Source organism: Noviherbaspirillum galbum, assembly GCF_010974945.1.
Taxonomy (GTDB): Bacteria; Pseudomonadota; Gammaproteobacteria; order Burkholderiales; family Burkholderiaceae_D; genus Noviherbaspirillum; species Noviherbaspirillum galbum.
In genome coordinates this window covers 1-25,861 of sequence record NZ_JAAIVB010000046.1, presented here as the reverse complement: position 1 = coordinate 25,861, position 25,861 = coordinate 1, and the positions used below count along the sequence as shown (strand labels likewise).

16 protein-coding genes and 1 pseudogene are annotated in these 25,861 nt (G+C 62.9%); 11 read left to right on the top strand and 6 right to left on the bottom strand.

Translation table 11 applies throughout. The annotated features are described in order from the left end of the window. Positions 1-111: 111 nt before the first annotated feature. Both ppk1 and G3574_RS14180 read left to right on the top strand, forming a co-directional pair. Entirely contained in the window at positions 112-2,235 is a 2,124-nt protein-coding gene (ppk1, locus tag G3574_RS14185) for a polyphosphate kinase 1 (RefSeq protein ID WP_163964263.1), read from the top strand. A 24-nt stretch (positions 2,236-2,259) separates the two neighbouring features. Next, complete coding sequence (locus tag G3574_RS14180; protein WP_163964260.1) at positions 2,260-2,706, top strand: SixA phosphatase family protein; 447 nt, start codon at positions 2,260-2,262, stop codon at positions 2,704-2,706. Between the two features lie 49 nt (positions 2,707-2,755). On the opposite strand, the gene G3574_RS14175 is transcribed toward G3574_RS14180, so the two are convergent. Beyond that, positions 2,756-4,210, bottom strand: a complete 1,455-nt coding sequence (locus tag G3574_RS14175; protein ID WP_163964258.1) for a Ppx/GppA phosphatase family protein — start codon at positions 4,208-4,210, stop codon at positions 2,756-2,758. 209 nt (positions 4,211-4,419) lie between these two features. Here G3574_RS14175 and G3574_RS28955 point away from each other — a divergent pair. Continuing rightward, positions 4,420-4,703: pseudogene (locus G3574_RS28955) on the top strand (YkvA family protein). 177 nt (positions 4,704-4,880) lie between these two features. On the opposite strand, the gene G3574_RS14165 reads toward G3574_RS28955, so the two are convergent. After that, positions 4,881-7,337, bottom strand: coding sequence for a sensor domain-containing protein (locus G3574_RS14165; RefSeq protein WP_163964255.1), 2,457 nt, complete (start codon positions 7,335-7,337; stop codon positions 4,881-4,883). A gap of 221 nt (positions 7,338-7,558) precedes the next feature. Here G3574_RS14165 and G3574_RS14160 point away from each other — a divergent pair, with 221 nt between their 5' ends. Beyond that, positions 7,559-8,491, top strand: a complete 933-nt coding sequence (locus G3574_RS14160) for a DUF808 domain-containing protein (RefSeq protein ID WP_163964253.1) — start codon at positions 7,559-7,561, stop codon at positions 8,489-8,491. Here G3574_RS14160 and G3574_RS14155 read toward each other — a convergent pair. From G3574_RS14155 to G3574_RS14145, 3 genes are all read right to left on the bottom strand, one after another. After that, a complete protein-coding gene (locus tag G3574_RS14155; RefSeq protein ID WP_163964250.1) occupies positions 8,488-8,991 on the bottom strand; it encodes a 5' nucleotidase, NT5C type in 504 nt (167 codons plus the stop codon). The genes G3574_RS14160 and G3574_RS14155 overlap by 4 nt on opposite strands. Positions 8,992-9,054: 63 nt before the next feature. After that, on the bottom strand, positions 9,055-9,558 hold the full coding sequence (locus G3574_RS14150) for a hemerythrin domain-containing protein (protein ID WP_163964248.1): 504 nt from the start codon (positions 9,556-9,558) through the stop codon (positions 9,055-9,057). Positions 9,559-9,786: 228 nt separating this feature from the next. After that, entirely contained in the window at positions 9,787-10,479 is a 693-nt protein-coding gene (locus G3574_RS14145; RefSeq protein ID WP_163964246.1) for an SDR family NAD(P)-dependent oxidoreductase, read from the bottom strand. Positions 10,480-10,710: 231 nt separating this feature from the next. Between G3574_RS14145 and G3574_RS14140 the strand changes: the two genes are divergently transcribed. The 3 genes from G3574_RS14140 to G3574_RS14130 all read left to right on the top strand — a co-directional run bounded on the left by G3574_RS14140 (position 10,711) and on the right by G3574_RS14130 (position 13,984). Beyond that, positions 10,711-11,547: a helix-turn-helix domain-containing protein gene (locus G3574_RS14140; protein ID WP_163964244.1), complete on the top strand. Its 837-nt coding sequence runs from the start codon at positions 10,711-10,713 to the stop codon at positions 11,545-11,547. Between the two features lie 159 nt (positions 11,548-11,706). After that, a complete protein-coding gene (locus tag G3574_RS14135) occupies positions 11,707-13,323 on the top strand; it encodes a carboxylesterase/lipase family protein (RefSeq protein ID WP_163964242.1) in 1,617 nt (538 codons plus the stop codon). Positions 13,324-13,498: 175 nt separating this feature from the next. Then, positions 13,499-13,984, top strand: coding sequence for a hypothetical protein (locus G3574_RS14130; protein WP_163964240.1), 486 nt, complete (start codon positions 13,499-13,501; stop codon positions 13,982-13,984). A gap of 5 nt (positions 13,985-13,989) precedes the next feature. On the opposite strand, the gene G3574_RS14125 is transcribed toward G3574_RS14130, so the two are convergent. Further along, on the bottom strand, positions 13,990-16,020 hold the full coding sequence (locus G3574_RS14125) for a helicase-related protein (protein ID WP_163964237.1): 2,031 nt from the start codon (positions 16,018-16,020) through the stop codon (positions 13,990-13,992). Positions 16,021-16,272: 252 nt separating this feature from the next. On the opposite strand from G3574_RS14125, the gene G3574_RS14120 reads away from it, so the two are divergent. Genes G3574_RS14120 through G3574_RS14105 form a run of 4 tightly spaced genes read left to right on the top strand, consistent with a single transcriptional unit; the run spans position 16,273 to position 25,436 of the window. Continuing rightward, positions 16,273-17,553 (top strand): efflux RND transporter periplasmic adaptor subunit, encoded by a 1,281-nt coding sequence (locus G3574_RS14120; RefSeq protein WP_407941672.1) that lies wholly within the window; start codon positions 16,273-16,275, stop codon positions 17,551-17,553. Beyond that, complete coding sequence (locus G3574_RS14115; protein WP_163964235.1) at positions 17,550-20,636, top strand: efflux RND transporter permease subunit; 3,087 nt, start codon at positions 17,550-17,552, stop codon at positions 20,634-20,636. The genes G3574_RS14120 and G3574_RS14115 overlap by 4 nt, the downstream gene beginning before the upstream one ends. Beyond that, entirely contained in the window at positions 20,633-23,935 is a 3,303-nt protein-coding gene (locus G3574_RS14110; protein WP_163964232.1) for an efflux RND transporter permease subunit, read from the top strand. The genes G3574_RS14115 and G3574_RS14110 overlap by 4 nt, the downstream gene beginning before the upstream one ends. Before the next feature lie 31 nt (positions 23,936-23,966). Continuing rightward, complete coding sequence (locus G3574_RS14105; protein ID WP_163964327.1) at positions 23,967-25,436, top strand: efflux transporter outer membrane subunit; 1,470 nt, start codon at positions 23,967-23,969, stop codon at positions 25,434-25,436. The last annotated feature ends 425 nt before the right edge of the window (positions 25,437-25,861 follow it).

Sequence of the window (25,861 nt, the reverse complement as noted above, 5' to 3'; positions counted from 1 at the left end):
TCGGGCTCTGCCCGCCTGCGCGGCTAAATTGGGAGTTCCTGTTCTCCGTCACAAACTTGTCATATAAGCTAATTACACTCTGACGGATGACCACAGGAATCATCCGTTTCCATGAATAAAAAGACCTCGTCACCAAGCGAGCTGTCCTCCATCCCGAAACAGACAGGGACATTCCTCAACCGGGAACTGTCGCAGATCGAGTTCAACCGCCGGGTGCTGGCCCAGGCGGAAGATGCCTCCATCCCGCTGATGGAGCGCTTGCGTTATCTATGCATCGTCAGCAGCAACCTCGATGAATTCTTCGAAGTCCGCATCGCAAGCCAGCTGGCCCAGAACCGGCTGGGAGGCGACAGCACGGCGCTGCCGCCTTCGCTGGCAACCAATATCGACATGGCCATCGCGGAATGCAAGCAGATCGTCGCGCGCCAGTACCAGCTGCTGAACGACACCATCCTTCCCCAGCTGTCGGCGAACGGCATCCACCTCCTGCGGCATCAGGACCGGACCGAGGAGCAGCGTGCATGGGTGAAGGATTATTTCAACCGCGAAGTCCGCCCCCTGCTCACGCCGATCGGTCTCGATCCCGCGCACCCTTTCCCGCAGGTGGTGAACAAGAGCCTGAACTTCATCGTCGAGCTGTCCGGCAAGGACGCATTCGGCCGGGGCACCGGAATTGCGATCCTGAAGGCGCCGCGTGTGCTGCCGCGTGTCATCCGCCTTCCCGACGAGTTGTCGAAGAAGGGAACGTCCTTCTGCCTGCTGTCATCGGTGATCCATGCGCACATCGCCGATCTGTTCACCGGACGGGAAGTCATTGGATACTCCCAATTCCGCGTGACCCGCAACAGCGATCTCTGGGTCGACGAGGAAGAAGTGAAGAACCTGAGGCAGGCGCTGCAGAGCGAACTGCACAGCCGGCAATTCGGCTTTGCCGTCAGGCTCGAGGTTGCCGACAAGTGCCCTGAGCACCTGTCGCAATTCCTGCTCAACCAGTTCAACATCGACCGCACGCGTCTGTTCGCAGTTGATGGCCCCGTCAACATGGTGCGGCTTCTCGAACTGATCAATTCGGTGACGACGCCTTCGCTCTACTTTTCCCCGTTCACGCCCGGCCTGTCGCCCAAGGTACACAATACCGATCTGTTCGCCCGGCTGGACAAGGAAGACGTGCTGCTGCACCATCCCTTCGAGTCGTTCGAGCCCGTCGTGGAATTCATCCGCCGGGCCGCCCTGGATCCGGATGTCGTCGCCATCAAGCAGACCATCTACCGTACCGGCATGAACTCGGACCTGATGGAATCGCTGATCACTGCCGCGCTGCGCGGCAAGGAAGTGACAGTCATCGTGGAACTGATGGCGCGTTTCGACGAGGAAGCAAACATCAACTGGGCGGAGCGGCTGGAGCGCGTGGGCGCCCAGGTCGTCTACGGCGTGGTAGGCCTGAAGACGCACGCCAAGCTCGCCCTCGTCCTGCGGCGCAACGAGTCGGGCCTGAGGCGGTATGCGCATCTCGGCACGGGCAACTATCATCCCAGGACGACCAAGCTGTACACCGATTTCGGCCTGCTGACCGCGCACCCCGGACTCACTTCCGACGTCAACGAGGTGTTCATTCATCTCACGAGCCTCACCAAGCCGAAGAATCTGGAATACCTCTGGCTGGCGCCATTTTCGCTGCAGAAGGAAATCATCCAGGCAATCCGCCGCGAAGGCGCGATTGCCAAGCAGGGCAAGCCAGCCAGGATCATTGCCAAGATGAACGCCTTGCTCGATGAATCGGTGATACGCGCGCTGTATGCCGCGTCGGCGGACGGCGTGAAGATCGACCTGATCGTGCGCGGCGCCTGCGCGCTGCGGCCCGGCGTCCCCGGGCTGTCCGAGAACATCCGGGTCCGCTCCATCGTCGGGCGCTTCCTCGAACACAGCCGCATCTATTACTTCAAGAACGACAGGCGCCATGACGTCTACCTCGCGAGCGCGGACTGGATGAACCGCAATCTGTTCCGGCGGGTGGAAGTGGCGTTTCCCATCCTGGATTCCAGCCTGAAGAAGCGGGTCATCAACGAAGGCCTTACCCCCTACATGAGGGATACGGCGAATGCTTGGGAACTCAATGCCGACGGCAAGTATCGCCGACGCAAGCCAAGAAGCAAGGAAGGGACATTCAGCGCGCAACTGCATCTCGCCCGTTCGCTGGGCACGATCGGATCAAGCAATCCGCTGCCAGATAAATGATCTTGACCGGAGAAAGGAACTTGTGTGGAACTCATACTTTGGCGGCATGCGGATGCCGCACCGGGAGAGGATGACGCGGCGCGCCCGTTGACCGCGAAGGGCGTGAAACAGGCGGCCAAAATGGGAAAGTGGCTGGACCGGCACCTGCCGGGAAGCTGCCGCATCCTGGCGAGCCCCGCGGTCAGGTGCGTTTCAACCGCCGAGGCGCTCGGACGGAAATTCAAGACGCATGCCGCGCTGTCGGTCGATTCCACCCCGGAGCAGATCATTGCCGCCATCAACTGGCCCGACAGCCGGGAGACCGTCATGATCGTTGGCCACCAGCCGCTGCTCGGCGAACTCATGGCAATGCTGCTGTTCGGCGAAAAGAAAGACCTGGAGATACGTAAGGCGCATGCTGCCTGGCTCGCACATGACGCGGAGCACAAGGTCTACGTCAAGGCTTGGATGGGGCCGGGGTTCACGAAATAGCGGCCCGCGGCGCATTTCACATGAGTCGCGCCGCGAGCCTGCATCTGCTTCAATTGCTGCGGATGAGCATGTCGATGCCGATCTCATCCCACCACGACGCCTCTTTCTCAAGCCAGTAGACGAAGGTGGGATGCCTTGCGATCCATGATTTGCGGAACTCTACCTCGATCTTGTTCTTCATTCGCAGCCGGAGTTCGCTGACTTCGGCGTCCAGCTTCGCGTGCATGAGCATGGTCCCGAAGCGCAGCGAAAGCACGGCCTTGGCAAGATCGGATTCGGAGAGCGTGCCGGCAATCTTCCTCAGGTTGCCCTTCTGTCCAAGGATGAGCTGGCTCATCAGCTTTTGTTCGCGCGTGGTGAAGCCAGGCAGGTCGGCGTTTTCCACGAGATAGGCGGAATGCTTGTGGAAGCCGGTGTGGGACACGCACAGTCCGATCTCGTGCAGCATGCCGCTCCATTGCAGGTAACGCCCAAAAGCATCCGACGAGGGCTTGAGCTGGGCGTAGAGCGCCTGCGCGGATTGCACAGCGCGCCGCGCACGGTCCGGGTCGGCGTGGAAGCGGCGCATGCATTCCTTCACCGACAGCTCGCGCCGGTCCTGCTTCATCTCGCGCAACTGAAGGTCCCAGATCACGCCAACGCGCAGTCCGGCATTGATGGCCCGCATGCCGGCCATGCCGAGTTCCTGCATGATGCCGATGAGCACCGCAAGCCCGCCCACCATCACGATCACGCGCTCCTGCTTGATGCCGGCCAGGTCGACCTGGCTGACGTGGCCCAGGCTGACCAGGCGGTCGCGCAGCGCGAGCAGATTCTCGTAGGACATCGTTCCATCGCCGATGCCGTTTTTGGAAATGACGTCATTAATGGCGCGTATGGTGCCCGAGGAACCATACGCGCCGGTCCAGTGCTGGGGACTGTACAGGGTGGCGGCGTCCTCGAAATAAGAACGCGCTGACAAAATGGCGGCCTCGAAGGAAGGGGCGCTGATGCGGCCGTCCGGAAAGAAGGAGGCGCCCTGCTTGAAGGTGCCGATGCTGAATGATTCCACATGGACGATGTCCCTTCCCTTTCCGAGAATCAGTTCGGTCGATCCGCCGCCGATGTCGATCACCAGGCGTTTCTCCCCGGGGTCCGGCAACGTGCTCGCCACCCCCATGTAGATCAGGCGGCCTTCTTCCTCGCCCGAGATGATCTCGATGGGATACCCGATCGCGGCCTCGGCGCGGGGCAGGAATTCGGCGGCGTTCCTTGCCACCCGCAAGGTATTGGTTGCCACCACCCGGACCGCATCCAGCGGCTGTTCGAGCAGCACCTTGCGGAAGTTGGCGAGGCATTGCACCGCCGATTTCATGGCCGCTTCGGTCAGCTTGCTTTCGTCATCCAGCCCCGCCGCGAGACGGATAGGGTCGCGCGCGGTTTTCACGATGCGAAGCTGCTGGCCTTCGAACGCGCCGACATGTAGACGGAAACTGTTGGATCCCAGATCGACTGCTGCAAACATAAGTCTTCCCGAAAGATGAGGTGCTCAAGACGAGTTACCTGACAACGCGATTAAGCGGCGTTCAAAACCTGTCAGAATATACCAGCCGGCTGACATCCCGGTAACAGGCGATTTCCGCATTCCCGACCGACGACCGCATGGCTTTGACAGAATCGCTTCGCGCCTGAGCGCGCAAACTCAAACGCGACAGTGTTACCCTCTGGTTCGCAATGAAACATCCCGGCCTGCCCTAGCTTCCCAGGGCGATCTGCATGTCGGTCGTCTTCTATGCGCTCAGTCCCATCGACCTCATTCCAGATTTCATCCCGGTGCTCGGCTTCTTGGACGACATTATCCTGCTATGGAAAAATGCCGCGCGAAAGCGGCCTCCTGGATGGAGACCGAAGGGAAAAAACCGCGCAGCAACTGGGGCGTCGCGCTCGTGCTCGCCGCATGGGTATTCGCTGCCGGGATAGGCTGGCATTATCTCTCGCCGATGTTCTCTGGCTCCTGACCATTTGCCGCACGGCCTTTCAAGACGGCAATACCCTCTGATGGTTCGCACGTTGCATGATTTGACGCGCGAAGACCGATCGAGTTGCCGGTTAGAAGAGCGCGATGCCGCCCATCATGCATGCGCCCGACTCAACCCGAAATGATGAGCTTGATGGCATGCGCAAGGTTGGAAGTGTCAGGGCTGGGTGGACTTGGGCGGCTGCCAGTTGCGCAGGAAGTCTTCCAGGTCCGCGACCGGCATGGGCTTGGCAAGCAGGTAGCCCTGCGCTTCATCGCAATGCATGGCGTGCAGAAACGCCAGTGTTTCGGCGCGCTCCACGCCTTCCGCCACCACGCTCAACCCCAGCGAGTGCGCCATGTCGATGAAGGCCTTGATGACCTTGTGATTTTCTCCACCCGGCTGGTTGACGAAGCTTTTATCCAGCTTGAGGGTATCGAGGGGAAAGTGGCCAAGGTAGGCGAGGCCCGAGTAACCCGTGCCGAAGTCGTCGACCGCGATCCGGATTCCCTGCGACTTCAGCGACCGGAAGGTGGCGACGGTGGCATCCATGTCCTTCACCAGCGCCGATTCCGTGAGTTCAAGTTCAAGCAGGTCCGGCGGCAACGCCGACTGCGCCAGGATATGCCTGATGTCGGCGCCTAAGGTAGATTGATCGAGCTGGCGGGCGGACAGGTTCACCGAGACGCGCAGGGGCTTGCCTGACAGTTCGCCAAGGCGCCGCGCCTGAAGGCACGCCTCTTCCAGCACCCAGCGTCCGATGTCCTTGATATAGCCCCGCTCCTCGGCGAAGGGAATGAAATCGAGCGGCGAGATGCGCCCCATCCTCGGATGGTTCCAGCGAATGAGCGCTTCCATGCCCAGCACTTCCATGGTCCGCAGGTCGATCCGCGGCTGGTAGTGCAATTCGAACTCGCGGTTTTCCAGGGCACGCGGCATGGAGGTCTCGAATGCCATTCTCGTCTTCATCCGCACGCTCATTTCCGGTTCGAAAAACCTGAATGCATTGCGGCCTTCGGCCTTCGCCTGGTACATCGCGATATCTGCGTTCTGGAACAGCAATTCGCGCGTCGCGCCATCTTCGGGGCAGAGGCAGATGCCGATCGACGCGCGGATTCTCACCTCCTGGTCCTGGATGACGATCGGCTGCGCCATCGCGTCCAGCAGCTTCTGCGCCAGCGCCGCCAGGCCGGGGCGATCGACGCTTCCCCTCACGCAGACGACGAACTCGTCCCCGCCGAGCCTGGCAACGATCCCTGCATCGGCAAGTGTCTTTTCCAGGCGCCGCGCGACCTCGCGCAGCAGCAGGTCGCCGGGAACATGTCCCATGGCGTCATTGATTTCCTTGAACCGGTCGAGATCGATGAACAGCACGCCCACGGTATCGTCGCCGCGCGTGCTCAGCATGTTCTGCAGGCGCTCGAAAAGCGATGCGCGGTTGGGCAAGCCGGTCAGGACATCATGCATCGCAAGATACTCGAGCTGCCTGGCAACGTCGATCTCGCTGGTGATGTCCCGGCCCACGCCGCGGTAACCGAGGAAGACGCCGTCGGCGAACACCGGCTCTCCCGAGATCGCCGAATGGCGCACCCGCGTCTTCGAATCGCCATAAGAGGAATACAGGATGTCGCGGAACGGCAACCTCGCGGCACAGCGCTGCTCGTAGGCGGCCAGTCCCGGCTGGTTCGGATCGGCGGCGCGCTCACGCCTGGTCTTGCCGAGCACCTCGGACGGCAAGGCGCCTAACAGGCGGTACAAGCCGTCGGAAAAGTAGGTGAACCTGCCTTCGTGGTCGGTTTCCCAGTACCAGTCGGATGACAGATTCATCAGGCTGCGCAGCCGCGCTTCGCTCAGCATGAGCTCTTCGCGCGCCTGGCGCTCGCGGGTAACGTCACGGCTGATCACCACCGCGCCGAGCTTGGTGCCATTCAATGGGTCGATCAGCACGGTAATGCTGGAGCTGACCCAGATGTAGTCACCGCTGGCATGGCGGACGCGATGCTCTAGGACTTCCGGCGGGTTGCCGCGCATCTGGCGCTCGACCTCTTCGCGGATGTTGGGAATGTCTTCAGGATGGATGTACTGGTAGGCGCTCTTGCCCACCAGTTCATAAGGTTCGTAACCGAGCGACTTCTTGACCGAAGCGGAAGCGTACAGGTAATTGCCGCTGTCCGGAGCGTGGTGGGTGATGATGTCCGTACTGTTGGACGCGGCCAGCTGGTGGGCAAATTCGATGCGGGTGGAGCGGAAGGTGGTGGACTGGTCGGTCACATCGACGACCGAGCCGATGTAGCCCTCGAACTTGCCGTCTCCGCCGATGCGCGGCGTTGCCGCTCCCATCACCCAGCGATAGGCGCCGTCGCTTCGACGCAATCGGTATCTCACCTGGTAAGCTTCGCGCGCATCCCAGCATTTCTTGACCAGCGGGCCGAGCAGCACCCGGTCTTCCTCATGGATGAGATCGACCCAGTTTCTCATTACGAACTCGGCGCGCTGCTCGGGCGTGGCCGTCTTCACCTGGGTCAGGTAGATGCAGGTACCTTCCGCGTCCGTCATCCAGAACATGGTCGCGGACGAGTCGACGATCTGCTGGAGAAACAAGCCGGGTTTGTTTGATTGAAGGGTGGACGTCATTGCGTGAGGATCCGGTGTCCGCAGCTTGCTCGTGGCAATGCGCAACAAATTGCTTATGAACAATAATCATATCGGTTCGCGCCGGTTTGGACCAGTGGCAACGACGCAAATGTTGGCAAGCCGACCTTGCTTGTGCTACATCAGCAAGTGTCCGGGAGCATGCGGCGATCCATGCCATCGAACGACAATACTCTGATTTTTCAAACTCTTCAGGATCTGATATGGCCGGAGCCAGCCTTCTCGCGCTTCTCGATGACATTGCCACCCTGCTGGACGACGTGTCCCTGATGACCAAAGTCGCCGCCAAGAAGACGGCCGGCGTGCTTGGTGACGACCTCGCCCTGAATGCGCAGCAGGTCACCGGCGTGCAGGCCGACCGCGAGCTTCCGGTGGTGTGGGCGGTCGCGAAAGGGTCATTCCGGAACAAGCTGATCCTGGTTCCCGCAGCGCTTGCCATCAGCCTGATCGCTCCCTGGGCCATCACGCCCTTGCTGATGGTGGGCGGCACCTTCCTGTGCTTCGAAGGATTCGAAAAAATCGCGGAGCACTTCCTGCATGCGGAAGAAGACGCGGCCGACATGGACAAGCGCCGCAGCGCGCTGGCCGATGAACGGGTCGACATGGTAGCTTACGAAAAAGACAAGGTGAAGGGCGCGATCCGCACCGACTTCATCCTGTCCGCCGAAATCATCGTCATTGCCCTGGGCACCGTGGCGGACGCGCCTTTCGCGCAGCAGATCGCCGTGCTGGCGGGAGTTGGCGTCATCATGACGGTGGGCGTCTATGGCATCGTCGGCGCCATCGTGAAGATGGACGACGCCGGGCTTTACCTCAGCCGGCGCGCCGGGGCGCTGGCCCGGCAGGTGGGTCGGTTCCTCTTGTGGGCCGCGCCGGCATTGATGAAGTCACTGTCCTACATCGGCACCGCGGCCATGTTCATGGTCGGCGGCAGCATCCTGGCGCACGGCTTCCACGTGGTTGGGGAAGGCATCGAGCAGCTTGCGCTGCGGGCGGCCGCGGTTCCGGGAATCGGTACCCTGTTCGGCGGCGTGACCTCGGTGCTGCTGGACGCCCTGATCGGCCTGGCGGCCGGCGCCGTCGTCTTCGGCGTGATCACGGTGGCGGGCAAGCTGTTCCGGAACGTCAGGACTTAGGGCCGCGCCTCCTTCTGCTCGCGGGCGTAGATGTCGAGCAGCTGTTTCAATGCCTGCACCGTGGAAGCGTGGTCGCCCTTGTGCAGGATGCCATATCCGCCGGCCTCTATCCACTGCGCGATGTTTTCGGGGGTGTCGTCGATCAGTACCTTATGCGGGCCGCTGAACTCCCGCTTGCGCCGCTTCGGCACCACGTGCACCGTGAATTCGGGCCCGAAGATGCGGCTGACCCATTCCCGCTTTTGTTCCTGGAACACCTTGGAACTCGGGGCGCCGGTCAGGAAGACCGGTTCGAGGTCGCGCGTGGCTTCCCACAATTGCAGGCAGCCCTCGATGAGCTCGAGCTCGGCGAAGAAACGCGCGTCGCGGTTGATGATCTTCCATAGCCGCGCCCGGTCGATTTCATCCGGGTGCTTGCCGCACAGGCGCTTGACGCGCGCATCGAAATCGGCGAATACGCCATCCAGGTCAAGGTAGACTTGCAGTCTGGGTTGGGTCATCGGGAAAGGAAGGGGTACCGCCGGCGAATCGAAGGCCGGCGGCCGGGAGAGGCGTTGCCCGGGTTACTGGCGCATGCCGCGCTGCGCGCTCTGCTGTGCCTGTGCGTGCACAAGATTGGCTTCGAACGCCTGCATCTGCAATCCGATCGGCGTCATGTCGATGTTCGCCTGCTGCAGCTTCGGGAAGAAGTCGTTTTCCTCTTCCTGGATGTGGTGCATGGTCATGTCGATCAATTGCTGCAGCAGCTGCTCCGAACGCTGGTCGTCGAGCGAACCGTTCTTCAGGGCCTGCACCAGGTCGTCCGCCTTCTGATGTTCCTGCTCGAAGTGGCCGATCATCTGCGGATCGATATTGCGCACCGCCGGATAGAACACGCCCTCCTCAAGCTGCGAATGCATCTCCAGAAGCGTCAGGATCTGCTGCGCGGCCTGCATCTTGGCCTCCCTGCTGTGATCCTGCTGGTACGCCTCGACCAGGCGGCGCACGGTGTTGTGGTCGCGAATGAGTGCTTCGATCGGTTGATCGACGGGGAAGGCGCCACGGTTTTCCATCATGTCGTTGTCCATGTCATGCTCCATGCAAATTTTGGTTGAATGACATGCCGCGAGAGGCGCGTTTTGCCGCGCCGCGGCATTGCCCGGCCCGCGCTCGTGCTCCCGCTTCGTATCGCGGCCACGGCTGGCGAGCGCCTGACAGGCATGTTCGATGAAGGACGCGTACCGAAGTTCAAAAACGGCAACGACGGAGTGGCTGGCAAGAGCATGCCGATTTCCCCGCCCGGTTTCCCGGGAAGTTTAGACTCTCCCTGACACGGGAATGAGCGCTCCCGTCACGGCCTGGCTCAGGTCGGAGAGCAGGAATGCAATTACCTGTCCGATGTCTTCCGCCTTTACCCATCGGCTGAAGTCGGCATCCGGCATGTCCTTGCGGTTCTGCGGCGTATCGATGATGCTCGGCAAGACCGCGTTCACGGTGATTCCCTTGTCCTTCAGTTCTTCCGCGAGGCTTTCCGTCAGCCGCGCCACGCCCGCCTTCGATGCGGCATAGGCGCCCATGCCCAGGCCCGCCCGGTTGGCCGCCCCGGCCCCGATGCTGATGATGCGTCCGCCGGATGACGCGAGATGGGGAAGGACCGCCTTGCTGGCAACCAGCGCCGTGCGCACATTCACCTTGTAAAGGAAGTCCCAGGTTGCCGGATCGCCGTCGGCGACCGTTTCCCACCTGAACGTGCCGGCGATGTTGACGAGCCCATGAACTGGGCCGAGCGTGCTTGCCACGCGCTCCATGGCAGCGGCGGCCTGTCCCGGGTCGGAAAGGTCCACCCCACCCACCATCATGCAACGGGTTGCATCGAACTCCAGCGCGGGCGGCGGAGCGGCGTCCAGCATGGCGACCTTCGCGCCGAGGCCAAGGACTACGCGCGCCGTCGCCTGGCCGAGCTGCCCGAAGCCACCTGTCACCACCACTACCTTTTCGTCGAGACGCATGCTGTTCACCTTGTCTTATAAGTCATGTCGAAGCCAGCATCATATCGAAACTGCATCGACCCGCGCGACACCTGGGATCGCACGACGCCCCCTGCTTTGAGCGCAGCGTACTGGCCGGATGATGCTTTACCAATTTTTACGTTCCTGTTACGATAAATCGCAGGCCAGAATCAAGTTCTGCATCGCAGAACACAGGCCGACGACAAGTTGTACCTTCAAAGCGGAGGAAACATGCAGTGCGCCAGACGGATAGCCAGCCGGGCGGAACACGCCCTTCCCGTTTCGACCATGGTGCTGCCGGAGAAGCGGGAAGCGCCATTGCAGATCCTCGAGCAACCCGCGCTTTTGCTTCTGCGTCAGGGCAACGTCCGCATCCATGAGCGCAAGTCTTCGCCCAGGCAGTTGCCCAAGGGCTCGATCGGCTACTACCCTGCCGGTGCGGATTACGACGGCTGCACTTGGACCGCCGGCAATGACAGCCTCTATTGCGTGCTGGACCTTCCGGAAACTATCTGCGCCAGCCTGCTCGACAGGCAGCCGACCTGGCTGAGCGAAATCCGCCAGCCGCTGCGGTTTCTCGACCCCAAGCTGATGTGGTGGATCGACGAAATCGAGCAGCATTGCGTCGCCGGCGAGCCGAACGGGGCCTTGTACACCGAAGCGGTCAGCCTGGCCCTCTTGACCTACCTCGACGCCCGCCTGTGCCAGCGTGGGGACGCAGCGCCCGCACGCCATGAATCCTTGTCGCAGCAATCAGTGCGCAAGATGCAGGATTACATCGATGCGCACATTTCCGAGTCGCTCAGCATCCGGGAACTGGCGCTGGTATGCGGCTACAGTCCGACGCATTTCGCGCGCATTTTCAAGGAAGGATTCGGAATGCCGGTTCATCAGTTCGTCATGCAACGGCGCATCGCGCTGGCGAGGAACATGCTGCATTCGGACGATGCCTCGCTGGCGGAGGTCGCCGTCAGTTGCGGCTTCTCGAGCCAGGCGCATTTCAACGTCAGCTTCAAGCGGCGGGAAGGCATGACGCCGGGAGATTTCCGGGCGGCGCGCCTGCGATAGAGCGGCATGTCGCATGAGCGGTTTTCGCAAGCCGTGCCGCGTTTTTGAAATACCGCTTCCATTCCACGGTTCAGAATCAGGTTTCAACCAATAAAGAAAATGCCAGGCGGATCGCCCCAAGCCATGGCCGCCTGCATTCATCCATCAAGGAGACAACCGTTGAAGACCCGTTTAATTTCAGAATGCCGGCTGGGACTGGCCCTTGCCACCGCATCGCTTTGCGTCCTGACCGCCTGCGGCGGAGGCGGTGCCAAGGCGCCCGACACGGCAAACACCACGGGTGGCGCCGTCAAGGCGGTCGACCGTGGCGGCATGCGCAGCTACTTCGGCATTCCGTTTGCCGCGCCGCCGGTAGGCAACCTGCGCTGGGCACCTCCCGCGCCGGTGACGAAGTGGACCACGCCGCTGGCGAAGACGCAGTCGGCCAGCCCCTGCCTGCAGACCAGCGCCAGCCCCTTCCGCCTCGCCGGTGGCCAGGAAGACTGTCTTTACCTTGACGTGCACGCGCCGACTACCGAAGGGCCCTTCCCGGTCATGGTCTGGATCCATGGCGGCGCCTTCAACACCGGCGGCACGACGACCTATGCCGATCCTTCGCCGCTGGTCAGCAAGGGGGTGATCGTCGTCAACATCGCCTACCGCCTCGGCGCGCTCGGCTTTCTCGGCCACCCGGCCCTGCGCGCCTCCGACGGCAGCGTCGGCAACTACGGCATCATGGACCAGCAGGCCGCGCTGCGCTGGGTGCAAGACAACATCGACGGCTTCGGCGGCGACAAAGGAAACGTCACCATCTTTGGCGAATCCGCGGGCGGCTTCAGCGTCCTGACCCATCTCGCCTCGCCGCTGTCCAAGGGCCTGTTCTCGAAGGCAATCATCGAGAGCGGCGGCTACGCTTTCGACCGCCAGCCTACGCAGGCAGCGGTCGAGGCGCAAGGAACGACCATCGTGAACAACGCGCTTGCCGCCGCAGGGGTGGCCTGCGCGACCGTCGATGCGGCCTGCCTGCGGGGCCTGTCGACCGACGTGGTCAACAACCAGCTTGCGACCGCCTTCACCACGCTCAATTCCAGCCCGGTGCCCTCCATCGACGGCAAGGTCCTGCCAAAGTCCATCAAGGCTGCCTTTGCCGCCGGAGAGAACAACAAGGTGCCGCTCGTCAATGGTTCCAACCGCGATGAATGGGGCCTGTTCGTGGCGATCCGTGAACTGGCCGCGCCGCCGCTGACCAGCGCGGGTTATCCGACCTACCTCCAGACCGGCCTGGGTTTGCCGCAGACTACCGCAGCGGCCTACCCGCTGACCGACTACGGCACCAATACCGCGCAGCAAGCCAGCCTGGCGGCGACCGCCGTGGGGACGGACCTGCTGTTTTCCTGCCCGGCGCTCAACCTGTCGAAACGGGCAGCGGCACAGAACACGCCGATCTGGATGTACGAGTTCCGCGACCGCACCGCCGTCCCGAGCGTTGCCCGCACCACGGCAAGCTTCCCGCAAGGCGCGGCGCACTCGTACGAACTGCAGTACCTGTTCAACCTGCGCGACCTCGAGAACGCCGAACGGCGCGACCTGCAAGATTCCATGTCGCGTTACTGGACCAACTTCGCGCGCACCGGCAATCCGAACGGTGGCAATGCGGTCCCGGCCGAGTGGCCCGCATTCACGGCCCCCGACAAGGTCCTCGGACTCGACGTTGCATCGGGCGGCGGCGTCAAGGTGCTGAGCACCTTCGAGAAGGACCACAAGTGCAACACCGTGTGGTCGACCCTGACGTTCTGAGGACGCGATGCATCATCCCCATGCTTGACTGCTTTCTTGCCGTACTTTGGCCCGCCTCGGCGGGCCTTTTTTATGTTGGCGAACGTTATGCTGGCCGAAACCCGGCGACGACGGGGAAACCTTTTCTCAGCAAGGACGCTCCAATGCTGCCTGGTGACCTCATTTGCCAGACATCATGTCTTTTCCGCTTTCACGCTTCGCTCTCGCCGTCTCGCTTGCTTTGACCCTGCCGCCGTTCGCCCTGTCGCGGGCGCAGACCGATGCGCAACCTGATGACGGGCTTGAAGAGCCGGTTCGCCAGTTCATCGAAGGCTTCATCAATCCGGCCCAGACTCCGGAGCAGCAAGTCGCCTATTTCGCCGACGGCGTCCGGTATTACCGGTTCGGACCGACCAGCAAGGAAGAGATCGTCAAGGACATCCGCAGGACAGCGCGGCGCTGGCCTTCCCGCACTTATGTCCTGTCCCGCATCGAGTACATCCGCAAGGATCCTGATTCGGATGATGTGTTCGTCAGCTACGTACTCGACTACGAAGTCGCCAACGGGCCGCGGTCGGCGAGCGGCACGGCCAGTTATGGCGCCATCATTTCCGGCATCCACGACCAGCCGAAGATCACCATGATCATGGAGAAGCTGGGCAGCGCCTCCTCCGGGCAATGACAAGCTCAACGGCCCCGGCCGCTCCGCCTCTTGCGCGCCGCGGCATTCTGCGCCTGCAGCATGGCATCGACGCGTTCGGACGCCTCGCGGGCGAGTTCATGCCCGAACTCGCCGTCCGGGAAAAACTCCGGGATGCGAAAACCAAGCCATGCGTAGGCGGAATACATTCGGCAGGTATCCTCGACCTCCTGGAGATTCTTATGGAACAGGTCGTGCGGATCCCTGCTCAAGGTAACGACCTTCCTGCGGGCCAGGTTGCGCGCCCATCCTTCCCAGATCTGATGCAGCGACACGATGCGCGATGACAGCGGCACCAGAGACATCGTGAACTTCTCGGCGATCGACAACTGCAGGGTATCGAGCCAGATCGCGCGTTCCATCTGTTCTTCCGTGATGCGCGGATAGAAGAAGCCATCCGGCACATCGATGTTGTGCACGAAGCGCTTGAACAGGCGGGCCAGCGACTGCTCGCCGGTGACCGATGAAATCTTGTGGAGATGGTCGAGGGAGGGAGCGACCGCGAATCCCGTCGGAGGAATCGGCGGGATCTTTTCCTTGAGCAAGGCGCGCAGCACCTGGTGGGTCTCGTCGTCGTACCCGGCGACGAAACCTTCCTCGTGCACACCGAAGCGCCCCGCCCTGCCGGCGATCTGCTTGGCGAGGGCGACGGAAATCTCTTCTTCCTCCACGCCATTGAACTTGACCGAGGTGGTCAGGACGACGCGCTCGATGGGGAGGTTCAGCCCCATGGCAATGGCGTCGGTTCCCACCACGATGTCCGCGCTGCGGTCACGGAAGCGCGCCGCCTGCGCCTGGCGTACCTCGGGCGACAGATTGCCATAGATGGTGGACACCGAATGCCCCTGTTCGGCGATCATGTCCCGCCACATCAGCACGTCACGCCGCGAGAAGGCGATCACCGCATCGCCGCTGCGCAGGTTCTTGATCTTGCGCACCGCGCCCGGCTCCAGGTTCAGCGGGGCCTTGCGCTTGAGGACGTGGACTTCGACGGGACACTCGAGCCGCTCCGCAAGCGCTTCCACGGCCTGCCGCGCTTCCGGCGCGCCCACGAGATATACCACGCTGGCCGGCGCTCCGCAGACCGCCGCCGTCCACGCGGCGCCGCGGTCCCGGTCCGCCAGCATCTGGATTTCGTCGATGACGGCGACCTCGACGCGATTGCGCGGATCGAGCATCTCCACGGTGCTTGCCACGTGAGTGGCGCCGTCGACGATGCGCCGCTCTTCACCCGTAACGAGGTTCACTTTTAACGGTTCGCCATGCGGCCGGGCTTCCAGCAGGCGCTCGTAGTTTTCCAGGGCCAGCAGGCGCAGGGGCGCGAGATAGATGCCGCTCTTCGCCCTGGCAAGAGCTTCCATGGCGCGGTGGGTCTTGCCGGAATTGGTCGGCCCAAGCAGGGCGATGAAGCGGCGGGGCAAGCGGCTCGCGACGTCGAAGGATTGCGGATACTCGGCCAGGTTGATGCTCTCGCGAGTGAGGATCGCATGTCTTTCCTCGCGCCGCCGTTCGATGGCGTGTTCCAGCCGTTGCTCTATTCGCTCGAAGACTTCCTGGGCGATCATCGTTCCCGAACCTTGTGCCAGGCTGCCGAGAAACGCCATGGGGTCGAGATTGTCGTCTTCGGCGAGCGCCGCGACGCGGTGCACGAATGCACGGGTTGCGGCATGCAATTCCTGCCGCGCCCCGGGCTGCGCCCGCTCCCTGATCAATGCCAGCTGAGCCTCGGGCTCCATGCGCCGCCATTTCGACGGCTTCGCCAGCACGCCCTTGTTGGGCACGAGCGCATAAGGCACGTCCAGCCCGTCCGCCTGCACGGCGCCGGCAAAGCGGATGGCGACGCTGCCCTCGAGCTTCAGCAGCTCCGCGCCGCATTGCAGCGCGCACTCTTCCGCCGATGCTGCCGCGTCCGAAGGCGTGCCCGGGTCGGACCGGGGTTGTGTGTGAGCTTGTTCCTGGAGTGGTGACTCCGCCGGCGAGCCGGATTGATCATCGGATTCGGCGTGTCCTGTAGCCATCGGGGTGCCATAGAGGGAATATTTGCCGGTTCGACGGATGGAATTCCCACTTCGTTCCGGGCCTTGTCCTTGCGCGCGCCGGAGGCGAGGCATTGCCGGCAATCAAATGCGTAAACATTCCGATACAAATGTGCCGGTGACGGACAAGTTGAGGATACACGACTCTGCCAAACTTTTTCCCAAGCGATTGTCATACGAACATTGCGTCCGCGATATCCCGCCAACCGAAAATAAGAACCCTAGGAAAATCCTGTGACCATTCCCGAAGATACCGCTCCCGCCGCGCGTCCGCGCCGGCGATTTCCCCTCGGCGTGTTGATGACCCTGCTTGGCGTAGGGCTGCTGCTGGGACTGGCATGGTACCTGGTCAACCATCAGGGTAAGGAAGGAGCGGGACAGGCAGGAGGGCGGCGCAGTCCGCCCCCGACAACCGTGGGCATCGCGCAGGTTGCCCGCGCTGACTTGCCCGTGATCATCGAAGCGCTCGGGACGGTCAATGCATCGGCGGCGGCTACGGTGAGGCCGCAGGTCTCCGGGGTACTCAAGGAAATCCTCTTTTCGGAAGGCCAGCCGGTAAAGGCGGGACAGACTTTGGCCGTGATCGATCCGCGCCAGTTCGAAGCGACGCTGATGCAGGCAACCGGGCAGCGCCAGCGTGACGAAGCCCAGCTTTCCAATGCGCGCCAGATGCTGGATCGTTTCCAGACTTTGCTCGCGCAAGATTCAATCGCGCGCCAGGAGGTCGATACCCAGGCCGCCCTTGTCAAGCAGCTCGAGGGAACGGTGGCGGCCGACAAGGCGGCGGAGACCACAGCCAAGCTCAACCTCGGCTATTCACGCATCGTCGCGCCGATTTCCGGACGCGCGGGCTTGCGCAACGTCGACCTCGGCAATGTCGTCAGCCCGAACGACACCAACGGCATCACGGTCATTACCCAGACCACCCCGATCGATGTGCAGTTTGCCCTGCCTCAGGATCGCATTCCCGAGCTCACCGCGCGCCTGTCCGGCATGGCTGACGGAACTTCCCTTCCCGTGACCGCGCTCGACCAGGGAAGGCAGAATACCCTCGATACCGGCCGCTTCCTGGCGCTCGACAACCAGGTCGATCCCCAGACCGGCACGGTGCGCGCGAAGGCCCGCTTCGATAACAGCCGCGGCGCCTTGTATCCCAGCCAGTTCGTCAATGTGCAGTTGCTGCTGCGCATGGAACCGGGTGCGCTGGTCGTTCCGGTCAATGCGGTCCGGCATGGCGCCAACGGCGACTACGTGTACGTGGTCGACCCGGCGCAGCGAACGGCGATGCTGCGCAACGTGAAGCGCGGCCTGGCGACGGCCGACAAGGTGCAGATACTCTCCGGGCTGCAAGCCGGAGAGCAGGTCGTTACCGAGGGCGCGGACCGCCTCAAGGACGGCGCGAAGGTCAACCTGCCGGGCGAGCGGCCCGGCGCCGGAGCGCCCGGCGGCCAGGGTGGAAACCGCCGCAATGCCGGCAGCGGACAGCGCCGACCCACGCCCGCGGGCACGCCATGAGTCCGTCGCGTCCCTTCATCCAGCGACCCGTGGCGACGTCGCTGCTGATGCTGGCCATCGTCCTGGCGGGATTCCTCGGATTCCGCTTCCTTCCCCTGTCCGCCCTGCCCCAGGTCGACTTTCCGACCATCCAGGTGCAAACCCTGTATCCCGGCGGCAGTCCTGAAGTCATGAGCCAGAGCGTCACGGCGCCGCTGGAGCGCCAGTTCGGGCAGATGGCCGGGTTGCAGCGCATGAGCTCGACCAGCGCTGCCGGCGTGTCGATCATTACCTTGCAGTTCGGCCTCGGACTTGCGCTCGACGTCGCGGAGCAGGAAGTGCAGGCGGCCATCAATGCCGGCAGCTCCCTGCTGCCAGCCGACCTGCCCGCGCCGCCGGTCTACGCCAAGGTCAATCCGGCGGACGCCCCCGTGCTCACGCTGGCCATCACTTCCGATACCCTGCCGCTCACAGAGGTGCAGAACCTGGCCAATACGCGGCTTGCCTTGAAGATCAGCCAGGTCCCCGGCGTGGGCCTCGTGACCCTGTCCGGCGGCCAGCGTCCGGCCATGCGCATCCAGGCCGACACCCAGGCCCTTGCTTCCTTCGGGCTCGGGCTGGATACGGTGCGCACGGCGATCGCGGCGGCCAATGCCAACAGCGCGAAGGGGAACTTCGACGGGCCGACCCGGGCGTTCTCCATCAATGCCAATGACCAGTTGCTGACCGTCGACGATTACAAGAACCTCGTCATCGCCTACCGCAACGGCGCGCCGGTGCGCCTGTCGAACGTGGCGCGCGTGGTCGAAAGCGCGGAGAACGTCAAGCTCGCCGCCTGGGCAGGAACCAAGCCGGCCATCATCCTGAACGTGCAGCGCCAGCCCGGCGCCAACGTGATCGCCACCGTCGACGCCATCAAGGAACGCTTGCCCGAGCTGCAGGCGGGCCTGCCGGCTGCGCTGCAGGTCAACGTGCTCAGCGACCGCACGACGGGCATCCGCGCCTCGGTGGAGCACGTGGAGATCGAACTCGTGCTGGCCGTCCTCCTCGTCGTGCTGGTGATCTTCGCCTTTCTGCGCGACCTGCGGGCAACCGTCATCGCCAGCCTCGCCGTGCCGATTTCCCTGATCGGCACCTGCGGCGTCATGTACCTGCTCGGATACAGCCTCAACAACCTGAGCCTGATGGCCCTGACGATCGCGACCGGCTTCGTGGTGGACGACGCGATCGTGATGATCGAAAACATTTCGCGCTACATCGAGCAAGGGGAACGGCCGATGGAAGCCGCCCTCAAGGGCGCCACCCAGATCGGCTTTACCATCATATCGCTGACGGTATCGCTGATCGCCGTGCTGATTCCGCTGCTGTTCATGGGCGACGTCGTCGGGCGGCTGTTCCGGGAGTTCGCCGTGACCTTGTCGATCACCATCCTCATCTCGGCGGTCGTGTCGCTCACCCTGGTGCCGATGATGTCGGCGCGCTGGCGGTCGGCCTCCGGGCATGGCGGTTCTCCCGGCAGGATGCAGCGCCTGTTCGATCGGGTCATCCATCGCTACGATATCGCCCTGCAATGGATCCTCGCACGCCAGGCCCTCACGCTCATCGTTGCCGCCGGCACGCTGGCACTGACCGTCCTGCTGTACCTCTGGATACCCAAGGGCCTGTTCCCGCAGCAGGATACGGGGCAACTGCAGGCGCGCATCGAGGCGCCGCAGGCCGTGTCGTTCGAACGCATGAGCGCGCTGCAACAGGAAGTGGCGGCGTCCATCCTGGAAGACCCTGCCGTCGAAAGCCTCAGCTCGCTGGTCGGGGTGGATTGCGCATCCAATACCATGCTTCATACCGGGAGCATGCTCATCCATCTCAAGCGTGACCGTCCATCCCTGCAGGAAACGATGCAGCATCTGCGCGATCGCGTGGGCAGGATTCCCGGCGTCACCCTGTATCTCCAGCCCACGCAGGACCTGACCATCGATGCCGAAAACGGTCCGACGCAATTCCGGCTCTCGCTCGAAGGCGCCGACAGCGCGTCCGTGCAGAAATGGTCTTCCCTGCTGGCCGACCGGATGCGCGAGAGCGATGCCCTGCGCAACGTCACGTCGGATGCGGGCGCCAGCGCGCCGGCGGCATTCGTGCAGATCGACCGCGACACGGCGGCGCGCTTGTCGATCAGCGCCGCCTCGATCGACGACGCGTTGTACAGTGCTTTCGGCCAACGCATCGTGTCAACCATCTTCACGCAGAGCAACCAATATCGCGTGATTCTCGAGGCCAGCCCGGGACTGCTTTCCACGCCCGAATCGCTTGGCCTGCTGCCGTTGCGCACGAGTTCGGGCAAGACCGCGCCCCTGTCGGCAATCGCCCGCGTGGAGGAACGACAAGCGCCATTGCAGGTGACGCGGGTAGCGCAGTACCCCGCGACCACGCTGGGTTTCGATACGGCTTCCGGCGTCTCACTGGGCGAAGCCGTGCAAGCGATCCGTGCGGCCGCCAAGGACATCCAGCTTCCGCCCGCGGTATCGATCAGCTTTCTTGGAGCCGCCGGCGCGTACGAAGCCTCGCTGACCAACCAGCTCTGGCTGATCCTTGCCGCCGTGGTCTGTGTCTACATCGTGCTAGGCGTGCTCTATGAAAGCTACATCCATCCGCTGACCATCCTCTCGACCCTGCCTTCGGCAGGCGTCGGCGCCCTGCTGGCGCTGATGCTGACCGGGAACGATCTTGGCGTGATCGGGATCATCGGCATCATTCTGCTGATCGGCATCGTGAAGAAGAACGCCATCATGATGATCGACTTCGCCATCGATGCGGAGCGCAACGAAGGCAAGGCGCCGCGCGAAGCAATCCACCAGGCCGCTCTGCTGCGCTTCCGGCCCATCCTGATGACGACGCTGGCCGCCCTGTTCGCGGCCGTGCCGCTCATGTTCGGCTGGGGCGAAGGCGCGGAACTGCGGCGGCCGCTCGGCCTGGCGATCTTTGGCGGCCTGATCGTGAGCCAGTTGCTGACGCTGTTCACCACGCCTGTCATCTACCTGGCCTTCGATCGCCTGGGAAGGCGGTCTACTAAGTCCTCGGCGGCGAGGCCCGAGGAGAACCCGGCATGAACCTGTCCGCACCCTTCGTGCGCCGGCCGGTCGCGACCGTGCTCTTGACGATCGGACTCGCGCTGGCCGGCATCGCCGCGTTTTTCGTGTTGCCGGTATCCCCGCTGCCGCAGGTCGACTTCCCCGCGATTTCGGTGAGCGCGTCGCTTCCGGGCGCTAGCCCTGAAACCATGGCGACCAGCGTCGCCACGCCTCTTGAACGACGGCTGGGAACGATTGCCGGCGTCAACGAAATCACCTCGAGCAGCGGCACCGGATCGAGCCGGATCAACCTGCAGTTCGAACTGAATCGCAAGATCGATGCCGCGGCCCGTGAAGTCCAGGCGGCAATCAATGCCTCCAGGGCGGACCTTCCCGCGACCCTGCGTAGCAATCCAACCTATCGCAAGATCAATCCGTCTGATGCGCCGGTCATAATTCTCGCCCTGACGTCCCAGACACGGTCGCCCGGGCAAATCTACGAGGAAGTCGCAAACCTGGTCCAGCAGAAGCTTGCCCAGGTGCCTGGCGTGGGAGACGTCGAGATCGGCGGCGGATCGCTGCCAGCCGTCAGAGTGGAGCTGTTGCCGTTCGCCTTGAACCGGGAAGGCATCTCGACCGAGGACGTGCGCGCCGCGATCCAGGCTGCGACCGCCAACCGGCCCAAGGGCGCCATCGAAGGCGAAGGTCGCAGGTTGCAGATCTACAGCCAGGCCGGTCCCGGCCAGCGCCGGCTGATGGCCGCCGACTACCGCGGGCTGATCGTCGCCTGGCGCAACGATGCGCCGGTGCGTTTGCAGGATGTGGCAGAAGTCAGTGACGGCGTAGAGGACATCCGTACCTTGGGCCTATTCAACGGACAGCCCGCCATCGTGGTGCTGATCACGCGCCAGCCGGGGGCCAATGTCATCGAAACCGTGGACGGCGTGCGGGCTGCCTTGCCGACGCTGCAGGCCCAGCTGCCCCAGGACGTGAACTTGCAGGTAGCCTCGGACCGCACGATATCCGTTCGTTCCTCGCTGCATGAAATCGAGGTTACGCTGATCATTGCCGTCGTGCTCGTCGTTATCGTGGTTGGCCTCTTCCTGCGTTCCCTGCGGGCCACGATCATTCCCGCCGTAGCGACGATCGTTTCCCTGCTCGGCACCTTCGGCATCATGTACCTGTTGGGCTTCAGCCTGAACAACCTCAGCCTGATGGCCCTGACCGTGGCGACCGGATTCGTGGTCGACGATGCCATCGTGGTGCTGGAAAACACCAGCCGGCATATCGAGGCGGGAATGGACCGCTTCCAGGCGGCCCTGCTCGGCGCGCGCGAAGTGGGCTTTACCGTGGTTTCCATCAGCCTGTCACTGGTTGCCGTCTTCATTCCCTTGCTGTTCATGGGCGGACAGGTTGGCAGGCTGTTCCGGGAGTTTGCGGTGACGCTTTCCGCGGCGGTGCTGATTTCGATGATCATCTCCCTGACGACCACGCCGATGATGTGCGCGTGGCTGCTGAAGCCTGGAGCGGCACACCGCCGGCAAGGGCGGATTGCCAGGTTCCTGGAACGCGGTTTCGGCTCCGTGCAGCACGCCTACGAGCGAAGCCTGGACTGGGCCTTGCTGCACCGCTGGCTCATGCTGTTCGTGCTTGCCGTCGTGGTCGGCGTGAACGTCTACCTGTTCGCCGCCGCGCCCAAGGGATTCTTTCCCCAGCAGGATACCGGCCAGCTCAATGGCGGCCTGCGCGCGGACCAAAGCATCAGCTTCCAGGCGCTGCAAGGAAAACTCCGGCAACTGGTTGACATCATCCGTCGCGATCCCGCGGTGGACACGGTAGTCGGCTTCATCGGCGGGGGACGTGCGGGGGGCGGTTTTCTATTCGTCAACCTGAAGCCAGCCAGCCAAAGAACCGACACCGGCCAGGCGGTGATTGCGCGCCTGCGTCCCCAGTTTGCGCGCGTGACCGGCGTCAGCCTTTTCCTGAACCCTGTGCAGGACGTACGCATGGGTGGCCGGCAAAGCCTGTCCACCTACCAGTACACGCTGAAGAGCGACAACACCGCCGATCTCAAGCAGTGGTCGGCCCGCCTTGCCGACGCATTGAAACAGCGCCCGGAACTGACGGACATCGACACCGACCAGCAAGACAGCGGCGTGGAAACCTACGTGGATATCGACAAGGATGCTGCCGCGCGATTTGGCATTTCGGCGCGCGATATCGATAACGCTCTCTACAATGCCTTCGGCCAGCGCCAGGTGGCGACCATCTATGACGAGCTCAACCAGTACCGCGTGATCATGCAGGTGGCGCCACGCTTCGCAGCGGGGCCCCTTGCCTTGAACGACATCTACGTGCCGGCAAAGTCGTCCTCTACGGCAGCGGCGAGTGCGGCCTCGACTTCCGCCGCGCCGGCTGGCGCGAGCGGCGCCGCCGCGCTCGCAACGTCGGCATCGAGCGCAGGCAATGGCGCAGCGTCTACGTCGGCGTCCGGCGCAACTGTATCTGCGAATCCCGGGTCGCGTGATCAGGCAACGGGACAGACGGTCAGCACCACGCCCTCCACGATGATCCCCTTGTCGGCCTTCGCAAAGTATGCCGAGCGACCCACCGCCAGTTCGGTCAGCCACCAGGATGCCGAACTCGCCACGACCGTCTCGTTCAACCTGGCTGAAGGAAAATCGCTCAGCGATGCACAGGAAGCCATCCGGCAAACCGAAGCTGCGATCGCAATGCCCGGCAACGTCAGGGGCAGTTTCCAGGGGACGGCCCGGAGCTACCAGGAATCGCAGGGACAACAGCCCCTGCTCATCATGGCAGCGCTGATTGCCATCTATATCGTCCTTGGCATACTTTACGAAAGCCTGGTGCATCCTGTCACGGTGCTGTCGACCCTGCCTTCCGCCGGCGTCGGCGCAGTGCTGGCCCTGCTCATGTTCCGCATGGAGTTTTCCCTGATTGCCCTGATCGGGGTCTTCCTGCTTATCGGCATCGTCAAGAAGAACGCAATCCTGATCATCGACTTCGCGCTGGAAGCAGAACGTTCCCGCGGCCTATCTGCACTTGAGGCAGTGCGCGAAGCGTGCCTGCTGCGCTTTCGCCCAATTCTCATGACCACGCTTGCTGCTGCGTTTGGCGCATTGCCGCTCGCGATCGGATTCGGGGAAGGATCGGAGCTACGGCGGCCGCTCGGCGTAGCCATCATCGGAGGATTGATTGCAAGCCAGCTCCTGACCCTGCTCACTACCCCGGTCGTCTATTTGCTGCTGGATCGCCTGCGACGACGCGGCAGCGCGGAACACCAACTTAGCCGGAACCTGGATGCGCATTCCGCTTGAGCTCAATTCACCCTGGACCGCAATGATGGATATGCCAATTCTTCGAGATTTCCCTAGCCGCAGAGCGGGTCTGCTCATCCTGGCGGCAAGCTGCCTTGGCGGCTGCGCGCTTGCGCCGCAGTACGTCCGGCCGGACATCGAGGTGCCGGCCCAGTTCAAGGAGGCCCAAGGATGGGTTCAGGCTGCTCCGGCTGACGAAGCGTCGCGCGGGACATGGTGGACCGTGTTTGGAGATCGCTGGCTGGATGACACGCTTCCGCTTGTGTCGGTATCCAATCAAAACGTTGCGATTGCCACGGCCGCGTATGCGCAGGCGCGTGCCCTCGTGTCTCAGCAGAGAGCGGCGCTCTTCCCGTCATTGACGCTCGATGGCGGCGTCACGCGTTCCGGTGGGGGATCAGGGGCGGTGTCCGGGACCACGGCCGGCAGCACGACGTCAAGCTCGCGGACCGGAACGACCATGCGTCTCAGTCTTGGTGGAAGCTGGGAGCCGGACGTTTGGGGAAGACTGGGTGCGAGCGTCAATAATGCTCAAGCCAATGCAGCGGCCAGCGAAGCGGACCTTGCCGCGGCGACGCTGTCCGCGCAAGCGGAGTTGGTCACAGACTATTTCTCCGTGAGGTTCAGCGATCTCCAGGCTGCCTTGCTGGCGCAGTCGATTGACGGCTATCAACGTGTATTGCAGATTACCCAGAATCGGTATGCTGCCGGCATTGCCCCGAAAAGCGATGTCCTTCAGGCCCAAACGCAGCTGGCAAATGCACAAGCAGAGTTATCCGGGCTGGACCGGCAGCGAGCCCAGTTCGAGCACGCAATAGCCGTCCTGCTCGGCAAGGCTCCCGCGGCGTTCAGTCTTCCTCCTCTTCAGCAGTGGACGTCCGCGATTCCCGTCGTTCCTGCGGCACTTCCTTCGGGCTTGCTGCAGCGACGTCCTGATATCGCCGCATCCGAGCGGCGTGTCGCCGCAGCGAACGAGTCCATCGGAATTGCGCGCTCCGCGTATTTTCCCGCCCTCACTCTCAATGCCTCGTATGGTTCGAATGCGAGTCGTTTGCCGGAGTTGCTTACGGCATCATCCACGCTTTGGTCTTTAGGGATCGCAGCTGCGCAAACCTTGTTCGATGCGGGCGCCACGAAGGCAAGGGTGGAAGAAGCCAGGTCAGCTTACGATCAAACGGTCGCTCGCTATCGACAAACCGTCTTGGTGGCTTTCCAGGAGGTCGAGGATTACTTGGCCGCTTCGCAAGTCCTGGACCGGCAGCAGCAGCTGCGGCAAGACGCCGTTCGTGCCGCGTCGGAAGCGGAAGTGCAGATGCTCAATCGTTATAAGGCTGGTCAGGTCAGTTATTCCGAAGTCGTGACGGCGCAGGTGACTGCGCTGACCGCCAAACGTGCGTTGCTGCAGACCCAGGCAGACCGACAAACCGCGTCAGTGGGCCTTCTCCAGGCGTTGGGGGGAGGCTGGTCAAGTGATCAGATTGCTTCGAACGCTGCGCCTTGATCATGGCTGTTGAACTGGCATGCATGTGAGGAGCGGTTGGAAAAGGTGGCAATGATCTTTTGATCGATATCCATTCTGCGAATGAGGGGGAGCTTGCAGGTCGTCGTTGCGGGGTGAGTGGTTTTAAACGTTTGTTCGGAAAAGCTTTTGCCATACTTTCAGTTGTCGTTAAGACCGACAATGCTGGAGAAAGGGGTTTATAAGTGGAATATGCCCGCATGAGATGCGTCGGATGCAGCGGACAGTGTGAGCAGCGTATCGTAAGCATTGAGCGCGGTTGGCGGTAGGCGGTTGCCTGGTTGGGCGATACTCGGGGCTGGGATGGACGAGGCGGCACTCGTTGCGGACGGCGAGTCGCCGTCATCCCAGCGCCCTGCGGCTGCAGCACGCGCTGCGCATGGTCAGCATGGAACGTGCAACCAGCA

Excerpts from the sequence above, each read along its gene's own strand:
- ppk1 (WP_163964263.1), top strand. The coding sequence starts at position 112 with ATGAATAAAAAGACCTCGTCACCAAGCGAGCTGTCCTCCATCCCGAAA.
- G3574_RS14175 (WP_163964258.1), bottom strand. The coding sequence starts at position 4,210 with ATGTTTGCAGCAGTCGATCTGGGATCCAACAGTTTCCGTCTACATGTC.
- G3574_RS14165 (WP_163964255.1), bottom strand. The coding sequence starts at position 7,337 with ATGACGTCCACCCTTCAATCAAACAAACCCGGCTTGTTTCTCCAGCAG.
- G3574_RS14160 (WP_163964253.1), top strand. The coding sequence starts at position 7,559 with ATGGCCGGAGCCAGCCTTCTCGCGCTTCTCGATGACATTGCCACCCTG.
- G3574_RS14155 (WP_163964250.1), bottom strand. The coding sequence starts at position 8,991 with ATGACCCAACCCAGACTGCAAGTCTACCTTGACCTGGATGGCGTATTC.
- G3574_RS14150 (WP_163964248.1), bottom strand. The coding sequence starts at position 9,558 with ATGGACAACGACATGATGGAAAACCGTGGCGCCTTCCCCGTCGATCAA.
- G3574_RS14145 (WP_163964246.1), bottom strand. The coding sequence starts at position 10,479 with ATGCGTCTCGACGAAAAGGTAGTGGTGGTGACAGGTGGCTTCGGGCAG.
- G3574_RS14140 (WP_163964244.1), top strand. The coding sequence starts at position 10,711 with ATGCAGTGCGCCAGACGGATAGCCAGCCGGGCGGAACACGCCCTTCCC.
- G3574_RS14130 (WP_163964240.1), top strand. The coding sequence starts at position 13,499 with ATGTCTTTTCCGCTTTCACGCTTCGCTCTCGCCGTCTCGCTTGCTTTG.
- G3574_RS14125 (WP_163964237.1), bottom strand. The coding sequence starts at position 16,020 with ATGGCTACAGGACACGCCGAATCCGATGATCAATCCGGCTCGCCGGCG.
- G3574_RS14115 (WP_163964235.1), top strand. The coding sequence starts at position 17,550 with ATGAGTCCGTCGCGTCCCTTCATCCAGCGACCCGTGGCGACGTCGCTG.
- G3574_RS14110 (WP_163964232.1), top strand. The coding sequence starts at position 20,633 with ATGAACCTGTCCGCACCCTTCGTGCGCCGGCCGGTCGCGACCGTGCTC.
- G3574_RS14105 (WP_163964327.1), top strand. The coding sequence starts at position 23,967 with ATGCCAATTCTTCGAGATTTCCCTAGCCGCAGAGCGGGTCTGCTCATC.